The sequence below is a fragment of the Bacillus timonensis genome (assembly GCF_000285535.1).
Taxonomy (GTDB): Bacteria; Bacillota; Bacilli; order Bacillales; family Bacillaceae_L; genus Ferdinandcohnia; species Ferdinandcohnia timonensis.
In genome coordinates this window covers 1-18,500 of record NZ_HE610993.1, presented here as the reverse complement: position 1 = coordinate 18,500, position 18,500 = coordinate 1, and the positions used below count along the sequence as shown (strand labels likewise).

Annotated in this window: 17 protein-coding genes and 2 riboswitches; of the genes, 15 read left to right on the top strand and 2 right to left on the bottom strand. The window is 36.6% G+C overall.

Annotated elements, in window-relative coordinates; genetic code table 11:
* The first annotated feature begins 194 nt into the window (after window positions 1-194).
* From BTHG_RS23520 to BTHG_RS23500, 5 genes are all read left to right on the top strand, one after another.
* Window positions 195-620, top strand: a complete 426-nt coding sequence (locus BTHG_RS23520) for a hypothetical protein (RefSeq protein ID WP_010285504.1) — start codon at window positions 195-197, stop codon at window positions 618-620.
* Between the two features lie 123 nt (window positions 621-743).
* Entirely contained in the window at window positions 744-1,451 is a 708-nt protein-coding gene (locus BTHG_RS23515; RefSeq protein WP_010285487.1) for a hypothetical protein, read from the top strand.
* 751 nt (window positions 1,452-2,202) lie between these two features.
* A complete protein-coding gene (locus tag BTHG_RS23510) occupies window positions 2,203-2,877 on the top strand; it encodes a metal-dependent hydrolase (RefSeq protein ID WP_010285484.1) in 675 nt (224 codons plus the stop codon).
* 130 nt (window positions 2,878-3,007) lie between these two features.
* On the top strand, window positions 3,008-3,607 hold the full coding sequence (locus tag BTHG_RS23505; RefSeq protein ID WP_010285481.1) for a 50S ribosomal protein L25: 600 nt from the start codon (window positions 3,008-3,010) through the stop codon (window positions 3,605-3,607).
* Between the two features lie 285 nt (window positions 3,608-3,892).
* Window positions 3,893-4,684, top strand: coding sequence for a serine/threonine protein kinase (locus tag BTHG_RS23500; protein WP_010285477.1), 792 nt, complete (start codon window positions 3,893-3,895; stop codon window positions 4,682-4,684).
* Between the two features lie 6 nt (window positions 4,685-4,690).
* On the opposite strand, the gene BTHG_RS26945 is transcribed toward BTHG_RS23500, so the two are convergent.
* Window positions 4,691-4,885: a hypothetical protein gene (locus BTHG_RS26945; protein WP_148361293.1), complete on the bottom strand. Its 195-nt coding sequence runs from the start codon at window positions 4,883-4,885 to the stop codon at window positions 4,691-4,693.
* Between the two features lie 202 nt (window positions 4,886-5,087).
* Between BTHG_RS26945 and BTHG_RS23490 the strand changes: the two genes are divergently transcribed.
* Complete coding sequence (locus BTHG_RS23490; protein ID WP_010285476.1) at window positions 5,088-5,855, top strand: endonuclease/exonuclease/phosphatase family protein; 768 nt, start codon at window positions 5,088-5,090, stop codon at window positions 5,853-5,855.
* Window positions 5,856-5,894: 39 nt separating this feature from the next.
* Here the strand turns inward: BTHG_RS23490 and BTHG_RS27745 are convergent, their stop codons facing one another.
* The gene (locus BTHG_RS27745; protein WP_269719523.1) at window positions 5,895-6,017 is read right to left on the bottom strand and encodes a hypothetical protein; all 123 of its coding nucleotides are present in this window, start codon (window positions 6,015-6,017) and stop codon (window positions 5,895-5,897) included.
* A 133-nt stretch (window positions 6,018-6,150) separates the two neighbouring features.
* Here BTHG_RS27745 and BTHG_RS23480 point away from each other — a divergent pair, with 133 nt between their 5' ends.
* The 9 genes from BTHG_RS23480 (at window position 6,151) to BTHG_RS23440 (ending at window position 18,469) form a co-directional block, all read left to right on the top strand.
* A complete protein-coding gene (locus BTHG_RS23480; protein ID WP_042342532.1) occupies window positions 6,151-6,525 on the top strand; it encodes a DUF3021 family protein in 375 nt (124 codons plus the stop codon).
* A gap of 633 nt (window positions 6,526-7,158) precedes the next feature.
* Complete coding sequence (locus tag BTHG_RS23475) at window positions 7,159-8,169, top strand: ABC transporter substrate-binding protein (RefSeq protein WP_010285474.1); 1,011 nt, start codon at window positions 7,159-7,161, stop codon at window positions 8,167-8,169.
* Between the two features lie 212 nt (window positions 8,170-8,381).
* Complete coding sequence (locus tag BTHG_RS23470; protein WP_010285473.1) at window positions 8,382-9,242, top strand: ABC transporter permease; 861 nt, start codon at window positions 8,382-8,384, stop codon at window positions 9,240-9,242.
* Window positions 9,242-10,414: a quaternary amine ABC transporter ATP-binding protein gene (locus BTHG_RS23465; protein ID WP_010285471.1), complete on the top strand. Its 1,173-nt coding sequence runs from the start codon at window positions 9,242-9,244 to the stop codon at window positions 10,412-10,414. The genes BTHG_RS23470 and BTHG_RS23465 overlap by 1 nt, the downstream gene beginning before the upstream one ends.
* A 222-nt stretch (window positions 10,415-10,636) precedes the next feature.
* Complete coding sequence (locus BTHG_RS23460) at window positions 10,637-11,599, top strand: AAA family ATPase (protein ID WP_010285469.1); 963 nt, start codon at window positions 10,637-10,639, stop codon at window positions 11,597-11,599.
* Window positions 11,599-12,822 carry a DUF58 domain-containing protein gene (locus BTHG_RS23455; RefSeq protein ID WP_010285466.1) on the top strand — a complete coding sequence of 408 codons (1,224 nt, stop codon included), beginning with the start codon at window positions 11,599-11,601 and terminating at the stop codon, window positions 12,820-12,822. Before BTHG_RS23460 ends, BTHG_RS23455 begins: the two co-directional genes overlap by 1 nt.
* On the top strand, window positions 12,812-14,989 hold the full coding sequence (locus tag BTHG_RS23450; RefSeq protein WP_010285463.1) for a DUF4129 domain-containing transglutaminase family protein: 2,178 nt from the start codon (window positions 12,812-12,814) through the stop codon (window positions 14,987-14,989). Before BTHG_RS23455 ends, BTHG_RS23450 begins: the two co-directional genes overlap by 11 nt.
* 42 nt (window positions 14,990-15,031) lie before the next feature.
* Window positions 15,032-15,133, top strand: a riboswitch (purine riboswitch).
* Window positions 15,134-15,274: 141 nt separating this feature from the next.
* Window positions 15,275-16,795 carry a glutamine-hydrolyzing GMP synthase gene (gene guaA / locus BTHG_RS23445; protein WP_042342530.1) on the top strand — a complete coding sequence of 507 codons (1,521 nt, stop codon included), beginning with the start codon at window positions 15,275-15,277 and terminating at the stop codon, window positions 16,793-16,795.
* Window positions 16,796-16,887: 92 nt separating this feature from the next.
* A riboswitch (purine riboswitch) is annotated at window positions 16,888-16,990 on the top strand.
* A 156-nt stretch (window positions 16,991-17,146) separates the two neighbouring features.
* Window positions 17,147-18,469: an NCS2 family permease gene (locus BTHG_RS23440; protein WP_010285458.1), complete on the top strand. Its 1,323-nt coding sequence runs from the start codon at window positions 17,147-17,149 to the stop codon at window positions 18,467-18,469.
* Window positions 18,470-18,500: the final 31 nt, after the last annotated feature.

Below are 18,500 nucleotides of genomic sequence, written 5' to 3'. Positions count from 1 at the left end.
TCACGTCAATTGTAAAACATTAATGTGAAAGTAGGATAATCGATAAATGACAGTAAATCGTGCCCATGATAAATGGCTCTTGTCACAATATACAGCTTATAATAATGTAAAAATGACATAATGTGACAACCTTTTGGAAGATAATTGAACCAAAATATAGATATAAAAATGTTTTTTAGGAATGGTGAAGAAAAATGCTATATATGTGGCATATAGAGAAGATTATTGAAACTACGTTACTAGAACTCAAACTAAATATTAATGTTGAATCAAGCGATAAACTCCCTGCACCGTTGAGTTATAATGTATCAACAAATACAATAAAGTTTAATTACTTACAAATTAATGGGTATAACTCTAAAATAAATTTTAAAGTTAAAGAAACAGATGATAATTTTGTAAAGCTTATTCTTTATCGTCAGCTTGGTTATTATTTAGAATATAGGAAAAATACACGAGTTTTAAAGACCCTCATTTATGGCGAAGAAAAAGAAAAGCAACAGCTTTTAGCAGAAATAGAAGAAAATGCTTGGGAATACGGGAGAACACTGGTACCTGAATATCTATTAAATGCATATGATCAAGTACGTGAATTGGATAAACTTCTGTTAAGAGATTAAAAAAATGATAGGAATCTTTATCATTGGAGACAATCCGGTCCTTTTTTGTATCATATCGCCCGGCGATATAACACTTGCAAATAAATCTAAAAACCTTCATATTAGATAGGAGGGAGGTGCGATATGAGACGCGATATACAACCAAATGAACGAGCTTTCACAACTAAGGAAGTGGCAGAAGTAGTGGGGATTGCAACACCCACTGTCCGAAAGTATGGTCAAATTTTAGAGCAGAATGGGTATGAGTTTTTAAAGGATGGCGATCGGCGTATTTTTGTTCAATCTGACATCGAAGTGCTTATAGCGTTACGCGATACAGACAAGTCTCTAGACGATACAGCTAAAGACCTTGTGGAAGAACAAAAAGAAAAATTAGAAGAATCTAATGAAACGAAGATTGCGTTAACCAATACATATGAAAATTTACCACAAGATCCTAACCAATTAAAAGAGGTCTTAATGTTCTTAGCTAATGAACTTGCAGCCACACGTGAAATGAATGTCCAACTGACAAACGATATGGTAGAGCTTAAAACGAAGGTATCTCGCCTTCAGCAAGATCATCATATTATAAGTTCTACTATTGGGAATTCAGCGCAAAAAACGAATGCTAAAATTGAAAAATTAACTGAACAACAGAAGAACCATTATGAAACATTGCTTCAACAAGAAAAACAAAAATCTGAACTTTTGCAAAAAGAAATACAAATTATGCGGGACGAACAGAAAAAAGAATGGAATTCACAAAATGATTTCAATAAACGTTTAGAAGAAGCGATACATAAGCCTAAAGAAAAATGGGGAGGAATCTTCTCGATATTCCGAAAATAGGTGTCTGTTTGGACATTTTATGTGTTACTGAATATCGCTGGGCGATATACTTTACGAACTAACCAGCAATGTGTAAAGTGAGATTTCACTGTTAAGCAATATGTCTCAGTTTAATAGAAAGGTTGACCTTGTCCAGTAGCTAGTATTTAGTGCTCAATAGGAAGGGTGGGCAACTATTTTTATGATTCGTATCGCCAGGCGATATGCTTTGGAATTTTAAATCTTCTAACCTTTTATCAAAAGAAGGTCTGATATGGGACATAATATACATCTGATGAATGGGCCATTCTTTTCCTATGAGTGGGAATGTAGCTCCTACTATTTCAAAAGTAAAGCAACAAAGCAATCCACGTATCTATGTAGAATCTGATATCGGAGCTTATAGCGTTACGCGATACGGGCGCATTCTTAGATGTTATATTAAAAGGTCTTTTGTGTTTTTAAACATAGAAAGATAAGAATGAACCATTGAACAGAGATTCCGATACTTGAACATTAGAAAATTACCCTCGCCCCAATAAATCTCACCATTTTTCAATTTTCAACAAATTCCCGGGAAATATCTAAAAATTTTGAGCAGATATCGACAAATAAATTAGAATGAAATATTGAGATATAGAGTTTAGTAGAGAATTAAGACTGATGATTGTCTAAATGTGGTTCTATATTAATAGAAGCTAACTGTTAAGGTAATTACGTTTCTGATAAGTCCTGATAGAAAAAGAGAAATAACAACAAAAGAGGTGACAACATGAAAGGTCGGACACATTTAACAATTGGATTAGGAATAGGAGCAGTGGCCGCTATTAGTCAACCACTTGAAATGATGCCTATCACTTTAGTTGCATCAGGGGTGGCTTCCCTTGCTCCTGATTTGGATGGGAATAATCTATTAAATAAACGTGTAACGAAAACGGCTAAATTAATCAAAAAAGGTGGAATATTTGCGGGTCTGACATTAATAGTCCTGTCTTTGATTACATTCTTTTTTGATTTAAATCTCTTATCTTTCCTAGATGAAAAATGGTTTAGTCAACAAAATATACTTCTGCTTTTTGGGTGGGGAGCTGTTATAATAGGACTTTCCCTGAAGAGTCAGGAAACGTTGAAAAATATTCTGATGAGCATGTTAAGTTTATTCCTAATCTATTATGCAGTAACAAATGAATTGTGGTGGTTGGTGATGTTTTCCTTATATCTAGGGGGAGCGGGGTGGTTTGCCCACCGAGGGCCAACTCATACGATTTGGGCTCTAATTTATTGGTGGTATATGTCACATCTGCTAGAAGCTAGCACCGACGTAGATGGTTTGGCTCTTGTTTCCACGATAGCTTATCTCTCACATATAGTAGGAGATATGCTAACGAAAAAAGGAGTGAAATTTCTATATCCACTTATCAATAAAGTATTTCGAATCCGTTTTTAAAGCCAAATAGATGAAATAAAATGAAGGATTCGATATACTAGAAGTATAAGTAATTCTAATATTTCATAGACTGTTTTTCCTACAAAAACTAATGTCTAAGAAATGAAACTTATGGAAAGGTGGAAATAAAATGAGTACGCTATTAGCAGAAGAAAGAAAAACTTTCAAAAAATCTATCTTGAAAAAGTGGAGAAGTGAAGGGAAAATCCCTGCAATTGTTTATGGAAGGAATAGCAAAACTGAATCTTTATTAATTAACAATTCCGATTTAAGAAGTGTCATTAAAGATGTGGGAAGAAATGGGATTTTCTCAGTAACTGTTAATGGGAAATCAAAGAATGTTATTTTAAGGGATTACCAAAACGACCCTATAAAAAAAGAAATTCTCCATGTCGATTTTCTACAAGTCGATAAAGATACTGAAATTGATACAAAGGTTAATGTGATTTTAAAGGGAACTTCCATTGGTGAGAAAGCTGGAGGAGTTGCAAAACAATTTGTTTACGAATTGGATCTAACAGCAAAAGCGAAAGACATCCCTGATTACATTGAAATTGACATCACTGAATTTGAAATTGGGCATTCTGTTCGAATCGCAGATATTAAAAAAGAATATAGTAACTGCACGATTAAACATGAAGATGATGAAACAATAGTGATGATTGATTACGTGAAAGCTCAAACAAATGAAGAGGAAGATATAAGTGAAGTTGAAGTTTCGGGTGTCTAATCCTAGCAATCTAACCTGGTAAGTTGAAAATAGGAAATAGACAGACCCAAAACTGAGGCACTTAGCATCCAAATATCTCATGCTTAAGTTTTTTGCCGTTTATTAGTGTATACAAAATGAATGATGACATCAATACTTTTGTAGAAAAAAATAAGTTTTTCAATTAGTCTATAGGAGAAGTACTTTTTGTTCTTCTCCTATAGACTTTTTTTGTGAAGTGTTTTGCTAGCTGCAAAGCAGGACAGTATTCTCATAGGAATCCCCTTATCTATAAAGGAGTAAATCATGCTACGGCCGATTCGAAAAATCTATCAGTTTATTGTTGATAAACCAATAAAAAAATCAGGAATAGTAAATCATCGGTACCAGGTTTTAGAAATGATTGGATCTGGAAGTTATGGAATGGTATATCTTTGTCGAGATCTTCTAACGAGGGAAGATAGAATCCTCAAGCAACTACGTCCTAGCAGGCGTAAAGCTATGAATGAAATTAAGCTATTTCATGATGAGGTATCTGTCATGGGAAACCTAAAGCATCATCGCATGCCCGTTTTCTATGAGGCATTTTCCGAAAGTGGCCATTATTTTTACGTAATGAGCTACATTAAGGGGGTAAACCTAGAGGATGAAATTTTTCAAAATAAGAAGACATTTAATGAGAAAGAGTCTTTATTATTTGTTGCTAAATTAATTCAAGTAGTTGATTACCTTCATAAAAAGGATATTTACCATCTTGATTTACGAATACCAAACATTTTATTAAAAAACAATGAGCCATATTTAATCGATTTTGGCTTGGCAAAACAAGAAAAACCAAATCAATCCAATGAAAATGATCGTAAAGAGTTGAAGCTTCAGGACTATTACGATATAGGCGATATTCTTTTATATTTACTTTATACGACGTATTCTTCTAAAACGAAAAAAGCCCTCCCGTGGACAGAAGAACTTTCGTTAAGGCAGGAAACCGTTTTATTAGTAAAAAAACTTCTAAGAATGGAGAAACCGTATTCCTCGATTGATGGTATCTTGTACGATCTTTATGTTGCAGTTAAAGCTCTAGAGGAAAGTGAGTGACTGGTTTTAACTGCTACTTCCCCAGCTTCTTCGTTTATAGCGTTTACTACCGCTCAGTGGATTATATTTATGTCCTCTGCTACTGCTTCCTCCGTAGTAACGATGCCTTTTTTTGCTACTGCTTCCACCATAGTAACGGCGCCTTCTACTACTGCTCCCTCGTGCGATATTCCGTAGTTGTCTTTTAATTTTATCAAACATGTTTTCGCCTCTTTTCGTATATACATTTTAGTTCATTCTAACATACATCGATTTTAGCTGTTATTTTACGCATTATTTCTTCTAGGAATAATTATTAAAGTGCGGCAGTATGTTATCACGAGAGACCTTACCGTGTAGCTATAATTATATTTAGAGCAGTGGCTATTGTTATAAGGTGCAAGTAAAGAAGGGGTGATTATGTTTGAAGATTTTACAATATAATCTTTTAGATGGCTGTAAAACACTTGACCGCTACGAGCCATTCCTAAAATGGTTATCTGTTCAAGACTATGATGTAGTTGGATTTAATGAGTTAAATGACTGGACAGAGGTAGAGTTCCAGCGAGAAATGGATAACTGCGGGTATCCCTTTACCTGTTTATTTCAGATGGATTCGAGCCCATATTTTATTGGTGTTGCAGCAAAGTCTCCAATTACACTAATCAACAAACTGGAAGACAGCCCATTCTACCATGGTATGTTGCATGTGAAAGTTCACCATATAAACTTTTTGGTTACTCATCTTTGTCCGTTTGAATCTGTAAAACGTGAAAAAGAAGCCGAAGCAATTGTTAAGTACATACATCCATTTCAAGAACCAGTTATTGTTATGGGAGACTTCAATACCTTTTCCCCACTCGATCAAGATTTTTATGAACTAGATAAAATACTAGCTAGGGAACGCAAAGTGATGCAGCATATCCAAAATGGAAAAATTAACTACCGCCCTATGGAAATATTATTGGAAGCAGGATTACATGATATTAACGACGAGGAAAAGCTTGATTTTTCTATGCCAACCGAGATCTCAAACAGCAAAGATCCATTTTATTCAAGGCTAGATTATGTGCTAGTGAATGATTATCTTCTTAAAAAAAATCCTACCGCAAAGGTTTTAAGAAATACGGAAGTAGCTAAACTATCAGATCATTATCCAATTGAATGTGAGCTAGATGATTACCTTTATTAGGGCGTAAGGTGTTGAGATGTGAGCTTCAACCCCTGTTCTTTAGTATCGTTTCTGGTCTAATAAGGTTTTTATCATCTTTTCCATATGATCAAGCCGCTCAATAATGGGTTGTAACGCTTCCTCTAGTTGTACCCGTAATCGATCTGCTTTTTCATTTTCCATGAGTTCATCCTCCAGTTTATCTAGTATTGGTAATTCAGGCCTCTTTTGTATAGGATATGTTACAATGAGGATAGATAATCAATTCTCGATTGCTAAAAATGATAGGAAAAATGAGGGCGAGGGGATTAGGGAAATGAACACAGTTTTTACATATATAGTGACCCTAATTGCGATAGGGATTTCAGTGTTTATTTCACTATTTTTCAAGGCTGAATTGGAGAGGATGTTTCGTGAAAAAACGAGTGTAATTGCTTTTCATATATGTAATATACTCATTGTCTTAATGGTATCATTTGCGTTTTCTGTAGTTTTTTCCGTTTATATATTTGAGAAGGAATTAAACTTGTTGCTGCAAATGTTAATTAATATGCTTATCGTTTTGCCGATTTACTTTGTTGGGAATATCATTTTTGAGAAAAATAAGTTCAAATTCCGTAAATACAGGCCAACTGTTGATGGGAAAGTGCTTGTTATCAATGAAAAATTTTTACAGAAGAAAAAAAGGTAAATCTAATAATAATAATGACCAAAACCAGATTCTCTAAACGAAATCTGGTTTTTTTATATGCACAAAATTCAAGAATGACAGTGTACATGTCAATATGTTGGAACTAAATACGGTACTTAGGTACTATGCTGTTACTACATATAGCGTATTTTGGCGAAAAAACAGAAAATTTCTTCATATTTTGAGGATATTCGAGGATACGGGAGTATCTTTGAAGGATAAACCATTTTGCCCCCCTCAGGTTGTGAAACCGCAAAATATGCTAGTTTATCATGAGATATGCTGGATTATCACGTTTGTCCTCGTTTTATTATTCCTCTATACTTTTAATGTACCCCGAAAAGGTACTGCTGCTTTTCAACTAAAAAACTGAACCCTCCTAGAACAATAGTTCAAAAGATGTATCCTCTAAACTTTTGAAAAATGTACTTTATCTATCTCCGCATTTTTCATCGGACAGAATAACCTAATTGTTACCTTTCTATTAATCCATTAACTAATGCAATCCTTGTAAAGGGTAGGGAGAAATGAATTAGCGTCAAAAAAATGAATGGTTATTCATATTATACTTAGTAAATCAATAGGTTTACTTTTAATTTAAAATTAAAAATAGAAAAAAGGGGAGAATGTATGATGAAAAGAAAACTATTTACATTATTATCAGTTTTGCTACTAGCCTTAGTTGGATGTAGTAGTGAAGGGTCTTCAGGAGATGGAGAGCCAGAAAAATTAGATAAAATTGTGCTTGCTGATGCTGGTTGGGATAGTATTCGCTTCCATAACAGTATAGCGCAAAGAATCCTTGAAGAAGGATTTGGATATGAAACAGAGGTTACGGTAGGGTCCACTCCTGCAACATTAGAGGGTCTACGTCAAGGTGACATCAATGTCTATATGGAAGTATGGACTGATAATGTCAAAGAACTGTACACAGAAATGATAGATGCTGGAGATATTGAAACCGTGTCTACAAACTTTAATGACAATAGTCAAGGGTTATATGTACCGACATATGTGATTGAAGGGGACAAAGAAAGAGGAATTGAGCCGTTAGCTCCGGATTTAAAATCGGTTGAGGACTTAAAAAAATACCCTGAGGTTTTCCCGGATCCAGAGGATTCAAGCAAGGGACGTATTGTTGGTGCCCCAACTGGTTGGGCAGTCAACGAAACAATGACGGCGAAATTTGAAACTTATGGACTTGGTGAAACATTTACCTATATTAGCCCAGGTTCGGATTCAAGTGCTGTCGCAACACTTGTTGATGCATATGAAAAAGGCGAAGGTTGGGTTGGCTACTATTGGTCTCCAACATGGGTAACTGCAAAATATGATCTTACTCTTTTAGAAGAACCAGAATATAACGAAGAACAATGGAACAAAGATTTTGGAACGGCATTTCCACCAAATGATGTGGTTGTAGCTGTGCATAAGGACATGCCTGAACAAGCACCAGAGGTTGTGGAGTTTCTAAAAAATTATAAAACTAGTAACGATTTAACTGAAGAAGCACTTAACTATATGAATGAAAATGAGGCTTCTGCTGAAGAGGCTGCTGAGTGGTGGATGAAGCAGCATGAAGACATTTGGACTTCTTGGGTTCCAGAAGATATAGCAGAGAAAGTAAAAACATCATTAGAATAAGAAAGTTCTAAGCCCCGCTGATTATCGGTGACAAGTATAAGACAAGCGCTGACAGAGGTGTTCTATCCTTCAGAAGCAATTGGCTTATTACCATAGCCGTAGGCGCCAGGGGCAAAATTGAGTGAAACATACGTAGTAGTTGGTAACTTGCCAACTACTACAGATTTTTGTCAAAAAAGGTGAGGTGAACGGTTACATCATGTAACCTGCTTATGGGTAGTTTTCCAGATATACGATGGGATTTTCTAGGAGAATATGTAGAAAAGTTTATTAAATGGTTAGATACAACGTTCGAAGGATTCTTTGATTTTATACATCTTATCTCCTCTCAAACAATCAATGGAATCGACAGTTTCTTTAGCTTCATTCCTTGGTGGCTCTTCTTAGTAATTATTTTCCTATTAGGTTGGCGTTTTAAATCTATTTTTTCCGGTGTCTTATATGCATTTTTCATTTTCTTAATTGGAACGTTTGGATTATGGGATGTATTGATGATTACCATTGCGATTGTTTTAACATCTGTGGTCATCTCTCTTGTCATTGGGATACCAGTAGGGGTGTGGATGGCCTTTAGTAAAGGATTTTCGGTTATTATGAGGCCAATCTTAGATGCGATGCAAACAATGCCAAGTTTCGTTTATTTAATTCCGGCGATTTTCTTTTTCAGTCTAGGAAATGTTTCAGCCGTGTTTGCAACTCTAATCTATGCATTGCCACCGGTTATTCGGTTGACTGAGCTTGCGATACGAAATGTGGATGAAGATGTCATTGAATCTGCACAATCATTTGGTTCATCCAGATGGCAAATGCTAACAAAGGTGCAATTGCCACAGGCACTTCCAACCATCATGGCGGGTGTAAACCAAACAACAATGATGGCTCTTGCGATGGTTGTTATTGCGTCAATGGTAGGTGCGAAGGGACTTGGCGAGCAGGTTCTAATTGCGATTAACCGTATTGATATGGCACTCGGATTTGAAGCGGGAATCAGTATCGTGTTTCTAGCTATCATTATTGACCGTGTGACATCAGGAGTAGCAAATTCCTTCCAGAAACACAGGGGGGCTAAATAATGGAAACGAAAATTAAAATCGAAAACGTCTCAAAAATATTTGGTTCAAAACCAAAGTCAATCATTCCAATGGTCGAAAAAGGAATGAGTAAAAAAGAAATATTAGAAAAAACAAATCATACTGTTGGTGTGTACAAAGCATCAATGGAAATTAAAAAAGGTGAAATTTTTGTCATCATGGGGCTTTCCGGAAGTGGTAAGTCTACCTTGATTCGGTGCTTTAATTTATTAAATAAACCAACATCTGGATCCATCTATGTAGATGGGGAAGATGTAGTTCGCTATAATTCATCACAGTTGAAGAAATTCAGACAAGATAAAATTGCGATGGTGTTTCAACACTTTGGTTTATTTAGTCATCGAACTGTTTTAGCTAATGTGGAATATGGCCTTGAAATTAAAAATGTTACAAAAGAAGAACGTAGGAAAATTGCATTGAAAAATATCGAAAGTGTTGGGTTAAAAGGATATGAGGATAAATATCCAGGAGAGCTCTCTGGTGGAATGCAGCAGCGGGTTGGACTTGCTCGAGCACTTGCAAACGATCCTGATATCCTCCTTATGGATGAACCTTTTAGTGCGCTTGATCCACTCATTCGTAGAGAAATGCAGCTGGAACTGTTGGAGTTGCAGGACAAGCTCCAGAAAACGATTATCTTTATTACACACGACATCAATGAAGCTTTTAAACTAGGAGATCGTGTTGCTGTCATGAAGGACGGGGTAGTCGAACAAATTGGGACACCTGAAGAAATTATAGAAACACCTGCCAATGACTATATCTCAGAGTTTATTAAAGATATCGACCGCTCTAAAGTGTTACAGGCAGAGCATGTCATGATTAAATCGAGTGCTTTGGTAACACTAAAGGATGGATTGCAGGTTGCTGTCAAAGAAATGCAGAAGAACGGGATATCAAGTGTGTTTGTTGTAAACAAACATCGACAGCTACAAGGAATTGTTACCATTGACGATTGCATCGATGGAATCAAAGAAAAGAAGACTCTGACTGATGTAATTCGGGATGATATTTTTACAGTTTCAAAAGATGAATACATTCAAGACATCATACCAAAGGCATTGGAGACAAAGTTTCCATTAGCAGTAGTTGAAGAGGATCAGCGACTGTTAGGAATCATCCTCCGTGTTCATGTTCTATCAAGTCTTGTTTAAAAAATACGTATAGAATTGGTTTTGGCTCAGATTGTAAGAATCTGAGCCATTTTTTTTCAGAAAATCCTGAGAGAGTCTTTCAAGAATACCTTGTCTTCAGCAACTATCGGAATGTGCTTGTTGAAAGTTAGAAGTGTCTATATTCGCTTTAATATTTAGTGGGCGGATAGTATAATAGTTACATATATTGTAAGACGATACGAGGCTTTAGGGGGATGGGAAATGACACAGCTTGATTCGTTGCATCCAGTTTTAGGAAGAGTTATAGAAAACATTGAAAAAGTAATGATTGGAAAAAGAGATGTAGCCACACTGAGTTTGGTTGCATTACTAGCAGAAGGACATGTTTTATTAGAGGATGTACCAGGTGTAGGGAAGACAATGATGGTGCGTTCCCTTGCTAAATCAGTGAGTGCGGATTTCAAGCGGATTCAGTTTACGCCAGACTTATTACCGTCAGATGTAACTGGAACGTCAATCTATAATCCAAAAGAGCTTCAATTTGAGTTTAGACCGGGTCCGATTATCGGTCATATTGTGCTTGCGGACGAAATTAACCGGACTTCTCCGAAGACACAATCCGCTCTGCTTGAGGGGATGGAAGAAAGCAGTATCACAGTTGATGGCGTAACTAGGGCCTTACCGAAGCCTTTCTTTGTTATGGCTACCCAAAATCCGATTGAATATGAAGGAACATATCCACTTCCAGAGGCACAGCTTGATCGTTTCCTATTAAAAATGAAAATGGGGTACCCATCCGTACATGAGGAAATTGAAGTTTTAAATAGAGCGGAAAAGTCTAAGCCAATTGAACAATTAGAAGCAGTAATTTCCCTTGAAGAACTAATTACTCTTCAAAATGAAGCAAAAGAAGTCTATGTTGACCAAACGATTAAAGAATATATTGTAGATGTAGTGAGTCGAACTAGAGAGCATAACTCTATTTATTTAGGAGCAAGTCCACGTGGTTCAATCGCATTAATGAAAGCTGCACAGGCATATGCTTTGATTCACGGACGGGATTTTGTGATTCCGGATGATATTCAATATCTTGCACCATATGTACTTCCGCATCGAATCATTTTAAAATCTGAGGCAAGATTTGATGGAATGACAACTGAAAAAATAGTGGAGAAAATCATTGAAAGAACACCTATCCCTGTGCAAAGGTCGTTGAACCGTTGATGAGGAGGCTATTTCGCAAGCTAAAGGAAACGGGGAAACTCGTCAACATCTTTCTTCTCATTGTTGCAACATTTGTATATGCAATGTTTCAGGGAGGATTCGTAAGCTGGTTTCTTTTTTATAGTTTTATCCCGTTCGGCTTATATTCTTTTGTTCTATCTATCTATCCTCTTAAAGATTTTCAGCTTGTGCGCCACATTACGCATACGGAATATGTGGCAGGGGAAAAGCTCGAAGCAACAATTGGGATTAACCGAAAGATTCCTTTTCCACTGATGTATTTGATTGTTGAGGAGCTTCTTCCGGCACAATTAAAAAAATACGAGCAATCGAAGCAATCAAAGGTGATTCTTTTCCCTTGGTTTAAACGAGAAATGACCTATAAATATGAGTTTGATTCTATTCCTCGAGGTGAGCATCTATTAGAGGGAATTCGAATTAAGACAGGAGATTTGTTCGGACTCATTGAAAAAGAAACCATTGTATCTGTACGTGACCAGTTTTTAGTATATCCACAGTACGTAGATATGGTTTATAGACAACAGGAAAGTCGATTTGAACAAGGGATGGCTTCATCAAACGTGAGGCTGCAGCGGGATACTGCGATTGCGATTGGTGTTAGGGAATATACACCTGGTGACCGTTTTTCATGGATTGATTGGAAGGCGTCTGCAAGAAGAAATGATATTATGACGAAAGAATTCGAGCAGCAGCAAAGCCATGATGTTGTGTTATTCATGGATCGCACAACCTCAGATCATTTCGAGCAGGTCGTTAATTTTACAGCGTCCATAACGAAAGCTATTTTGCGAAAAGGAGCACAGGTTTCATTTTTTTCAATTGGGGAAGACCAAACAATCTTTCCTTTAAAAAGTGGTGAATCCCAGCAACAAGTCATCTATCATCATTTAGCTAAGGTAAAAGACGATAGTTCTATTCTATTTTCACAAATTGTTGAATCAGAGATCAAAAAAATCTATCAACCTGTTACTTTCATACTTATTACAAGTGAATTAAGTCAAGATACGATACATGTAGTGGGAAGATTTACGATGCGAAACGCTGATTTGCAGATTTTCGTTGTAAAAGAAAAAGGCACTCGAATGACAACAGAAGAAATGAATGTTCTTGGGGCAGTCAGAAAGCACAATGTATTTGTAAAAGTTGTCTATGAAGGACAGTTTTCGGAAGTATTTTATGAGGTGAATATCCATGAAGCCTAAAATACAAGTTCAACGCAATATTCGAAACCTACTACTGAATATCTTTGGCTTTTTGCTACTTTGGGAATGGCTTAGACCATTAAAAATCGTGACGGATACACAGGAGACGTCTGAGTTTGTTATTTTTATCGGTGTTTGCTTTCTTTTTCTGTTTTTACGAGTCCCGTTTGTGTATGGTGCACTTATTAAGGTGTTCCTAATTTTCTATATGATCAACTCACTCTATTTTCAACAAGGTTTTTTTGATGCAAGGTGGGTTAATGGATTTGTAGCAGATTTTCTAAAAAATATCGGGCTCATGTTCCAAGCGAATTGGTATGGAATGACGCCAATCTTTCGTACACTACTCTTTTGTATTTTGCTTTGGCTAATGAGTTATTTACTTCATTATTGGTTTACTTTTCAAAAAAGAATTCTCTTGTTTTTTGTTTTGACCATTATATATATCACGGTAATCGATACATTCAGTCCATATAATGCAAAAATCGCGATAATGCGGACGGTATTCATTGGCTTTTTTATGCTAGGGATTTTGCAGTTTGAGCGTTTAAAAGATAAAGAACTCTCAAAACATGCGAACATCGGGAAAAAATGGGCGATTCCCTTAGCTATTTTTATTATATTTTCTACATTCATTGGCTATGTTTCACCGAAAGCAGCTCCACAATGGCCGGATCCCGTTCCATTTTTAAAGGGATATGGGCAAGAAAATACGAACGGCTCCATTAATGGAGTAAAGAAAATTGGGTATGGAACGAATGACCAAAACCTTGGTGGGCCTTTTATTGCGGATGATACTGTTGTGTTTGCGGCGAAGACAGAGAAACGCCATTATTGGCGCGTTGAATCCAAGGATACCTATACCGGAAAAGGTTGGAAATTATCAGGTGATGCGGAACAAGAAACCTTTAACGCGGAAAATACAGTGTTGAATTGGTATGAGTCAAAAACAGAGGTTGAGGAATTTGAAACTGAAATTCAAATGGACCTTACCTATTCTCATATTGTGTATCCATTAGGTTTGACTTCCGTTGAGGTGGACCCAGATATCCATTTTCGTGTAAACCCCTTATCGGAAAAAATTTCAACATTCAGGGGCGATGATGAGGTCAAATTGGATACTTATACCATGAACTTTGAGTATCCAAAATACCATATTAACCACTTAAAAGAAGTTACAGGAGCGGGTGGCTTGGAGCAGAACGCTCTTTTCAAAGAAAGATACACCCAATTGCCTGTTGACATACCGAAACGTGTAAAAGAGCTTGCGGTCGAAATCACGAGTTCTGAAACGAACCGGTACGATAAAGTAAAGGCAGTTGAAAGCTACTTCCAAACTAACGGTTTTGTGTATGAAACGCAAAATGTGGCAATTCCGTCGGCAGATCAAGACTATGTTGACCAGTTCTTGTTTGATACAAAAATGGGATATTGTGATAACTTTTCAACTTCAATGGTTGTTTTATTACGTGCGGCCGATATACCAGCCAGATGGGTAAAAGGGTATACCGAGGGCCAACGTGTGGCCTTAAATTCGTATGAAATCACGAATAATAATGCGCACTCTTGGGTCGAAGTATATTTTCCAGAGTTCGGTTGGGTCCCATTTGAACCAACCAAAGGATTTAGTAATTCGAATTTGTTTTCCTATGATTTAACTAGTACTAGTAATCAAAATAATCAAACTTCACAAACAACACCTGAGGAAACCCTTGAGGAAGAAAAGGTGCAAGAAACAGTCGCTACGCCAATTTCAAAAGAAAAAGGCAGCAGCATTTTCGAAGAGATAGCAGATTTTTTCTCTTGGAAATATGTATTGATTATTCTATTAAGTATTTTCTTGATTGTTTATATCCTATTTAAAACTCGGCATAAATGGATTCCTAATCTTTATATTTTGCGATATAAAAATAACAAAGATGAAGATGCGTATTTTAAAGCGTATAATGCATTATTAAAGCAGTTGTCTCGTGTGGGCTTCCCAAGAAGGGAAGGTCAAACCTTAAGAGACTACTCTTTACAGGTTGATAAATTTTACAGAGGACATGACATGGAGCAATTAACCCTAAGTTACGAGCGTGCTCTATACCGAAAAGACAATGCCAATGCTGAATGGGAAAAATCTGTTGAATTATGGGAAAATTTAATTAAAAAGATATCATCTTGACCAATAAGTACCTGATTGATAGAATAAAAACACAATTTTAATAGAAGTTATGAGTTAACCCTTCGTATATCCTCGATAATATGGATCGAAAGTTTCTACCAGACCACCGTAAATGGTTTGACTATGAAGGCAGCTATTCTATTTTGGTACGTGAACTAGAATTCTGCCTTTTTATTTAGGTAGGATTCTAGTTTTTTTTATTTCGACAAGATATATTTCATGTATATTATCTGATGGTTATATTACAAAATAAAACGAGGTGATTTTGTGAATAACGTTCAAGAAATGATCGTTGTTTTAGATTTCGGTAGCCAATACAATCAATTAATTACTCGCAGAATTCGTGAGTTTGGGGTATATAGTGAACTCCATCCACACACTTTGACGGTTGAAGAGATTAAAGCGATGCAGCCGAAGGGAATTATTTTATCTGGTGGACCAAATAGTGTGTACGATGAAAACTCATTTAGATGTGATGAGAAAATTTTCGATTTAGGTATTCCTGTATTAGGAATTTGCTACGGAATGCAGCTCATGACACAGCACTATGGTGGTCGAGTAGAAAAAGCACATAACCGTGAGTATGGAAAAGCAACCATCACTGTTCAAAATGAATCTGCTCTATTTACTAACCTTCCTAATGAACAAGTGGTATGGATGAGCCACGGAGATTTAGTTGTTGAAACACCAGCAGGATTTACGGTTGATGCTGTAAGCTCATCTTGTCCAATTTCGGCGATGAGTGATAAAGACCGTCAACTATATGGTGTTCAATTCCACCCTGAGGTTCGCCATTCTGTATATGGAAATGATTTACTTAAAAACTTTGTATTCGGTGCATGTGGATGCACTGAAAGTTGGTCAATGGAAAACTTTATTGAAATTGAAATGGAAAAAATCCGTCAAACGGTTGGCAATAAAAAAGTTCTTTGCGCACTTAGCGGTGGTGTAGATTCTTCAGTTGTCGCTGTTTTAATCCACAAAGCTATTGGAGATCAATTAACATGTATGTTTGTTGACCATGGCCTCTTACGGAAAGGAGAAGCTGAAAGCGTGATGAAGACATTCAGTGAAGGCTTCCATATGAATGTCATTAAAATTGATGCGAAGGAACGCTTCTTAACTAAATTAGAAGGCGTAAGTGACCCAGAACAAAAACGTAAAATCATTGGTAATGAGTTTATTTATGTGTTTGATGATGAAGCGGCTAAGCTTGAAGGTATCGATTATCTTGCACAAGGGACTCTTTACACAGACATCATTGAAAGTGGTACAGCTACTGCACAAACGATCAAATCACATCACAATGTTGGTGGACTTCCAGAAGATATGCAGTTTAAATTAATTGAACCACTTAACACACTGTTTAAAGATGAGGTTCGTGCACTAGGAACAGAACTCGGTATTCCAGATGAAATCGTATGGCGCCAACCATTCCCAGGACCTGGCTTAGGTATCCGGGTACTTGGAGCGATTACTGAGGATAAATTAGAGATTGTTCGTGAATCAGACTATATTCTACGTGAAGAAGTTAGAAAAGCAGGTCTAGAGCGCGAGATTTGGCAGTACTTTACGGTTCTTCCTGATATCCGTAGTGTAGGTGTAATGGGAGATGCAAGAACGTATGACTACACAATTGGAATTCGTGCTGTTACGTCGATTGATGGAATGACATCAGACTGGGCTCGTATTCCTTGGGATGTTCTTGAAATTATCTCAACTAGAATTGTAAATGAAGTAAGTCATGTAAACCGAGTTGTCTATGATATTACGAGCAAGCCACCTGCAACAATCGAATGGGAATAATATAAATATACGAACGATAGTGAAGAAAAATATACCAATGTTCGTTTTTAGGTTGACTCTCTAGGTACATTGTCATATAATGAAATCAAAATTAAGATTTTGTTGAAATACGTCGTATAATCTTGGGGATATGGCCCAAAAGTTTCTACCAAGCTACCGTAAACTGGCTTGACTACGAGGTATAACGGATAATGAAGAGAGTCTATTAACTACGATTCTCCTTTTCTATCGTTAACCTTGCAGTCAAGCGCTTCAGATATTCTGGAGCGCTTTTTATGTGTTTGATAACTATGTTCAAACCAAAGTCTCTTTTGTACGACGATATGGATCAAAGGGAGAGGGAATTATTTTATGAAAAAGTATTTTCAATTCGATGAGCTTGGAACTACTTATAGACGAGAAATTATTGGTGGGATAACAACATTCTTATCTATGGCATATATTTTATTTGTTAATCCATCCATTTTATCATTAAGCGATGTACCGGATTTACCGGCAGAATTAAGAATGGATGCTAACGCCGTTTTCGTTGCAACTGCACTTGCAGCAGCACTTGGAACATTTATTATGGGTGTCGTTGCGAAATACCCTGTAGCTTTAGCTCCTGGTATGGGACTAAACGCATTCTTCGCTTATTCAGTTGTACTAGGAATGGGTATTGCGTGGCAAACCGCCTTATCTGGAGTATTAGTTTCAGGGATTGTATTAGTTTTACTAACGTTAACACGTATCCGTGAAAAGATTATCGATGCCATTCCACAAAACCTAAAATTAGCGGTTGGTGCAGGAATTGGATTGTTCATCACATTTGTTGGACTTAAAAATGCAGGAATTGTAATTGGAGATCCAGCTACTTTAGTAGCTCTAGGCGATTTAACAAACGGAAACACATTGCTCGCTATCTTCGGTGTTGTTATTACAGTAATCTTAATGGTACGTAACATTAATGGAGCCGTTTTTGTTGGTATGGTCATCACAGCTATTGTTGGGATGGTTACTAATTTAATTGATGAGCCAGACAAAATTGTAAGTCACGTACCGAGTCTAGCACCAACATTCGGAGCGGCATTTACACATTTCGGAGATGTTTTTACAACGGATATGCTAGTTGTTATCCTTACATTTATGTTTGTAGACTTCTTTGATACAGCAGGAACACTAGTCGGTGTTGCGAACCAAGCAGGGATCATGAAAAACAACAAACTCCCACGTGCAGGAAGAGCATTAGTTTCGGATTCAACAGGTACAGTTATTGGAGCTATTCTAGGAACTTCCTCAACTACGTCATATGTTGAATCAACTGCAGGAGTTGCAGCAGGAGCAAGATCTGGATTTGCATCAGTGGTAACAGCTATATTATTCGTATTAGCATTATTCTTCTCTCCTTTATTAGGGGTTGTAACACCAGCCGTTACTTCACCAGCACTAATCATTGTTGGGGTCTTAATGGTTGCTACTCTAGGTGATATTGAATGGAAAAAATTCGAAATTGCGGTACCAGCATTTCTAACAATCGTAACAATGCCTTTAACATATAGTATTGCAACAGGAATTGCGATTGGCTTCATCTTTTATCCAATTACTATGATGGTAAAAGGAAAAGCAAAAGAAATTCACCCAATCATGTACGGATTATTTGTTATCTTTATTTTATATTTTATCTTCTTAGCCTAATAATTGAGCACCAGATTTTATATCTGGTGTA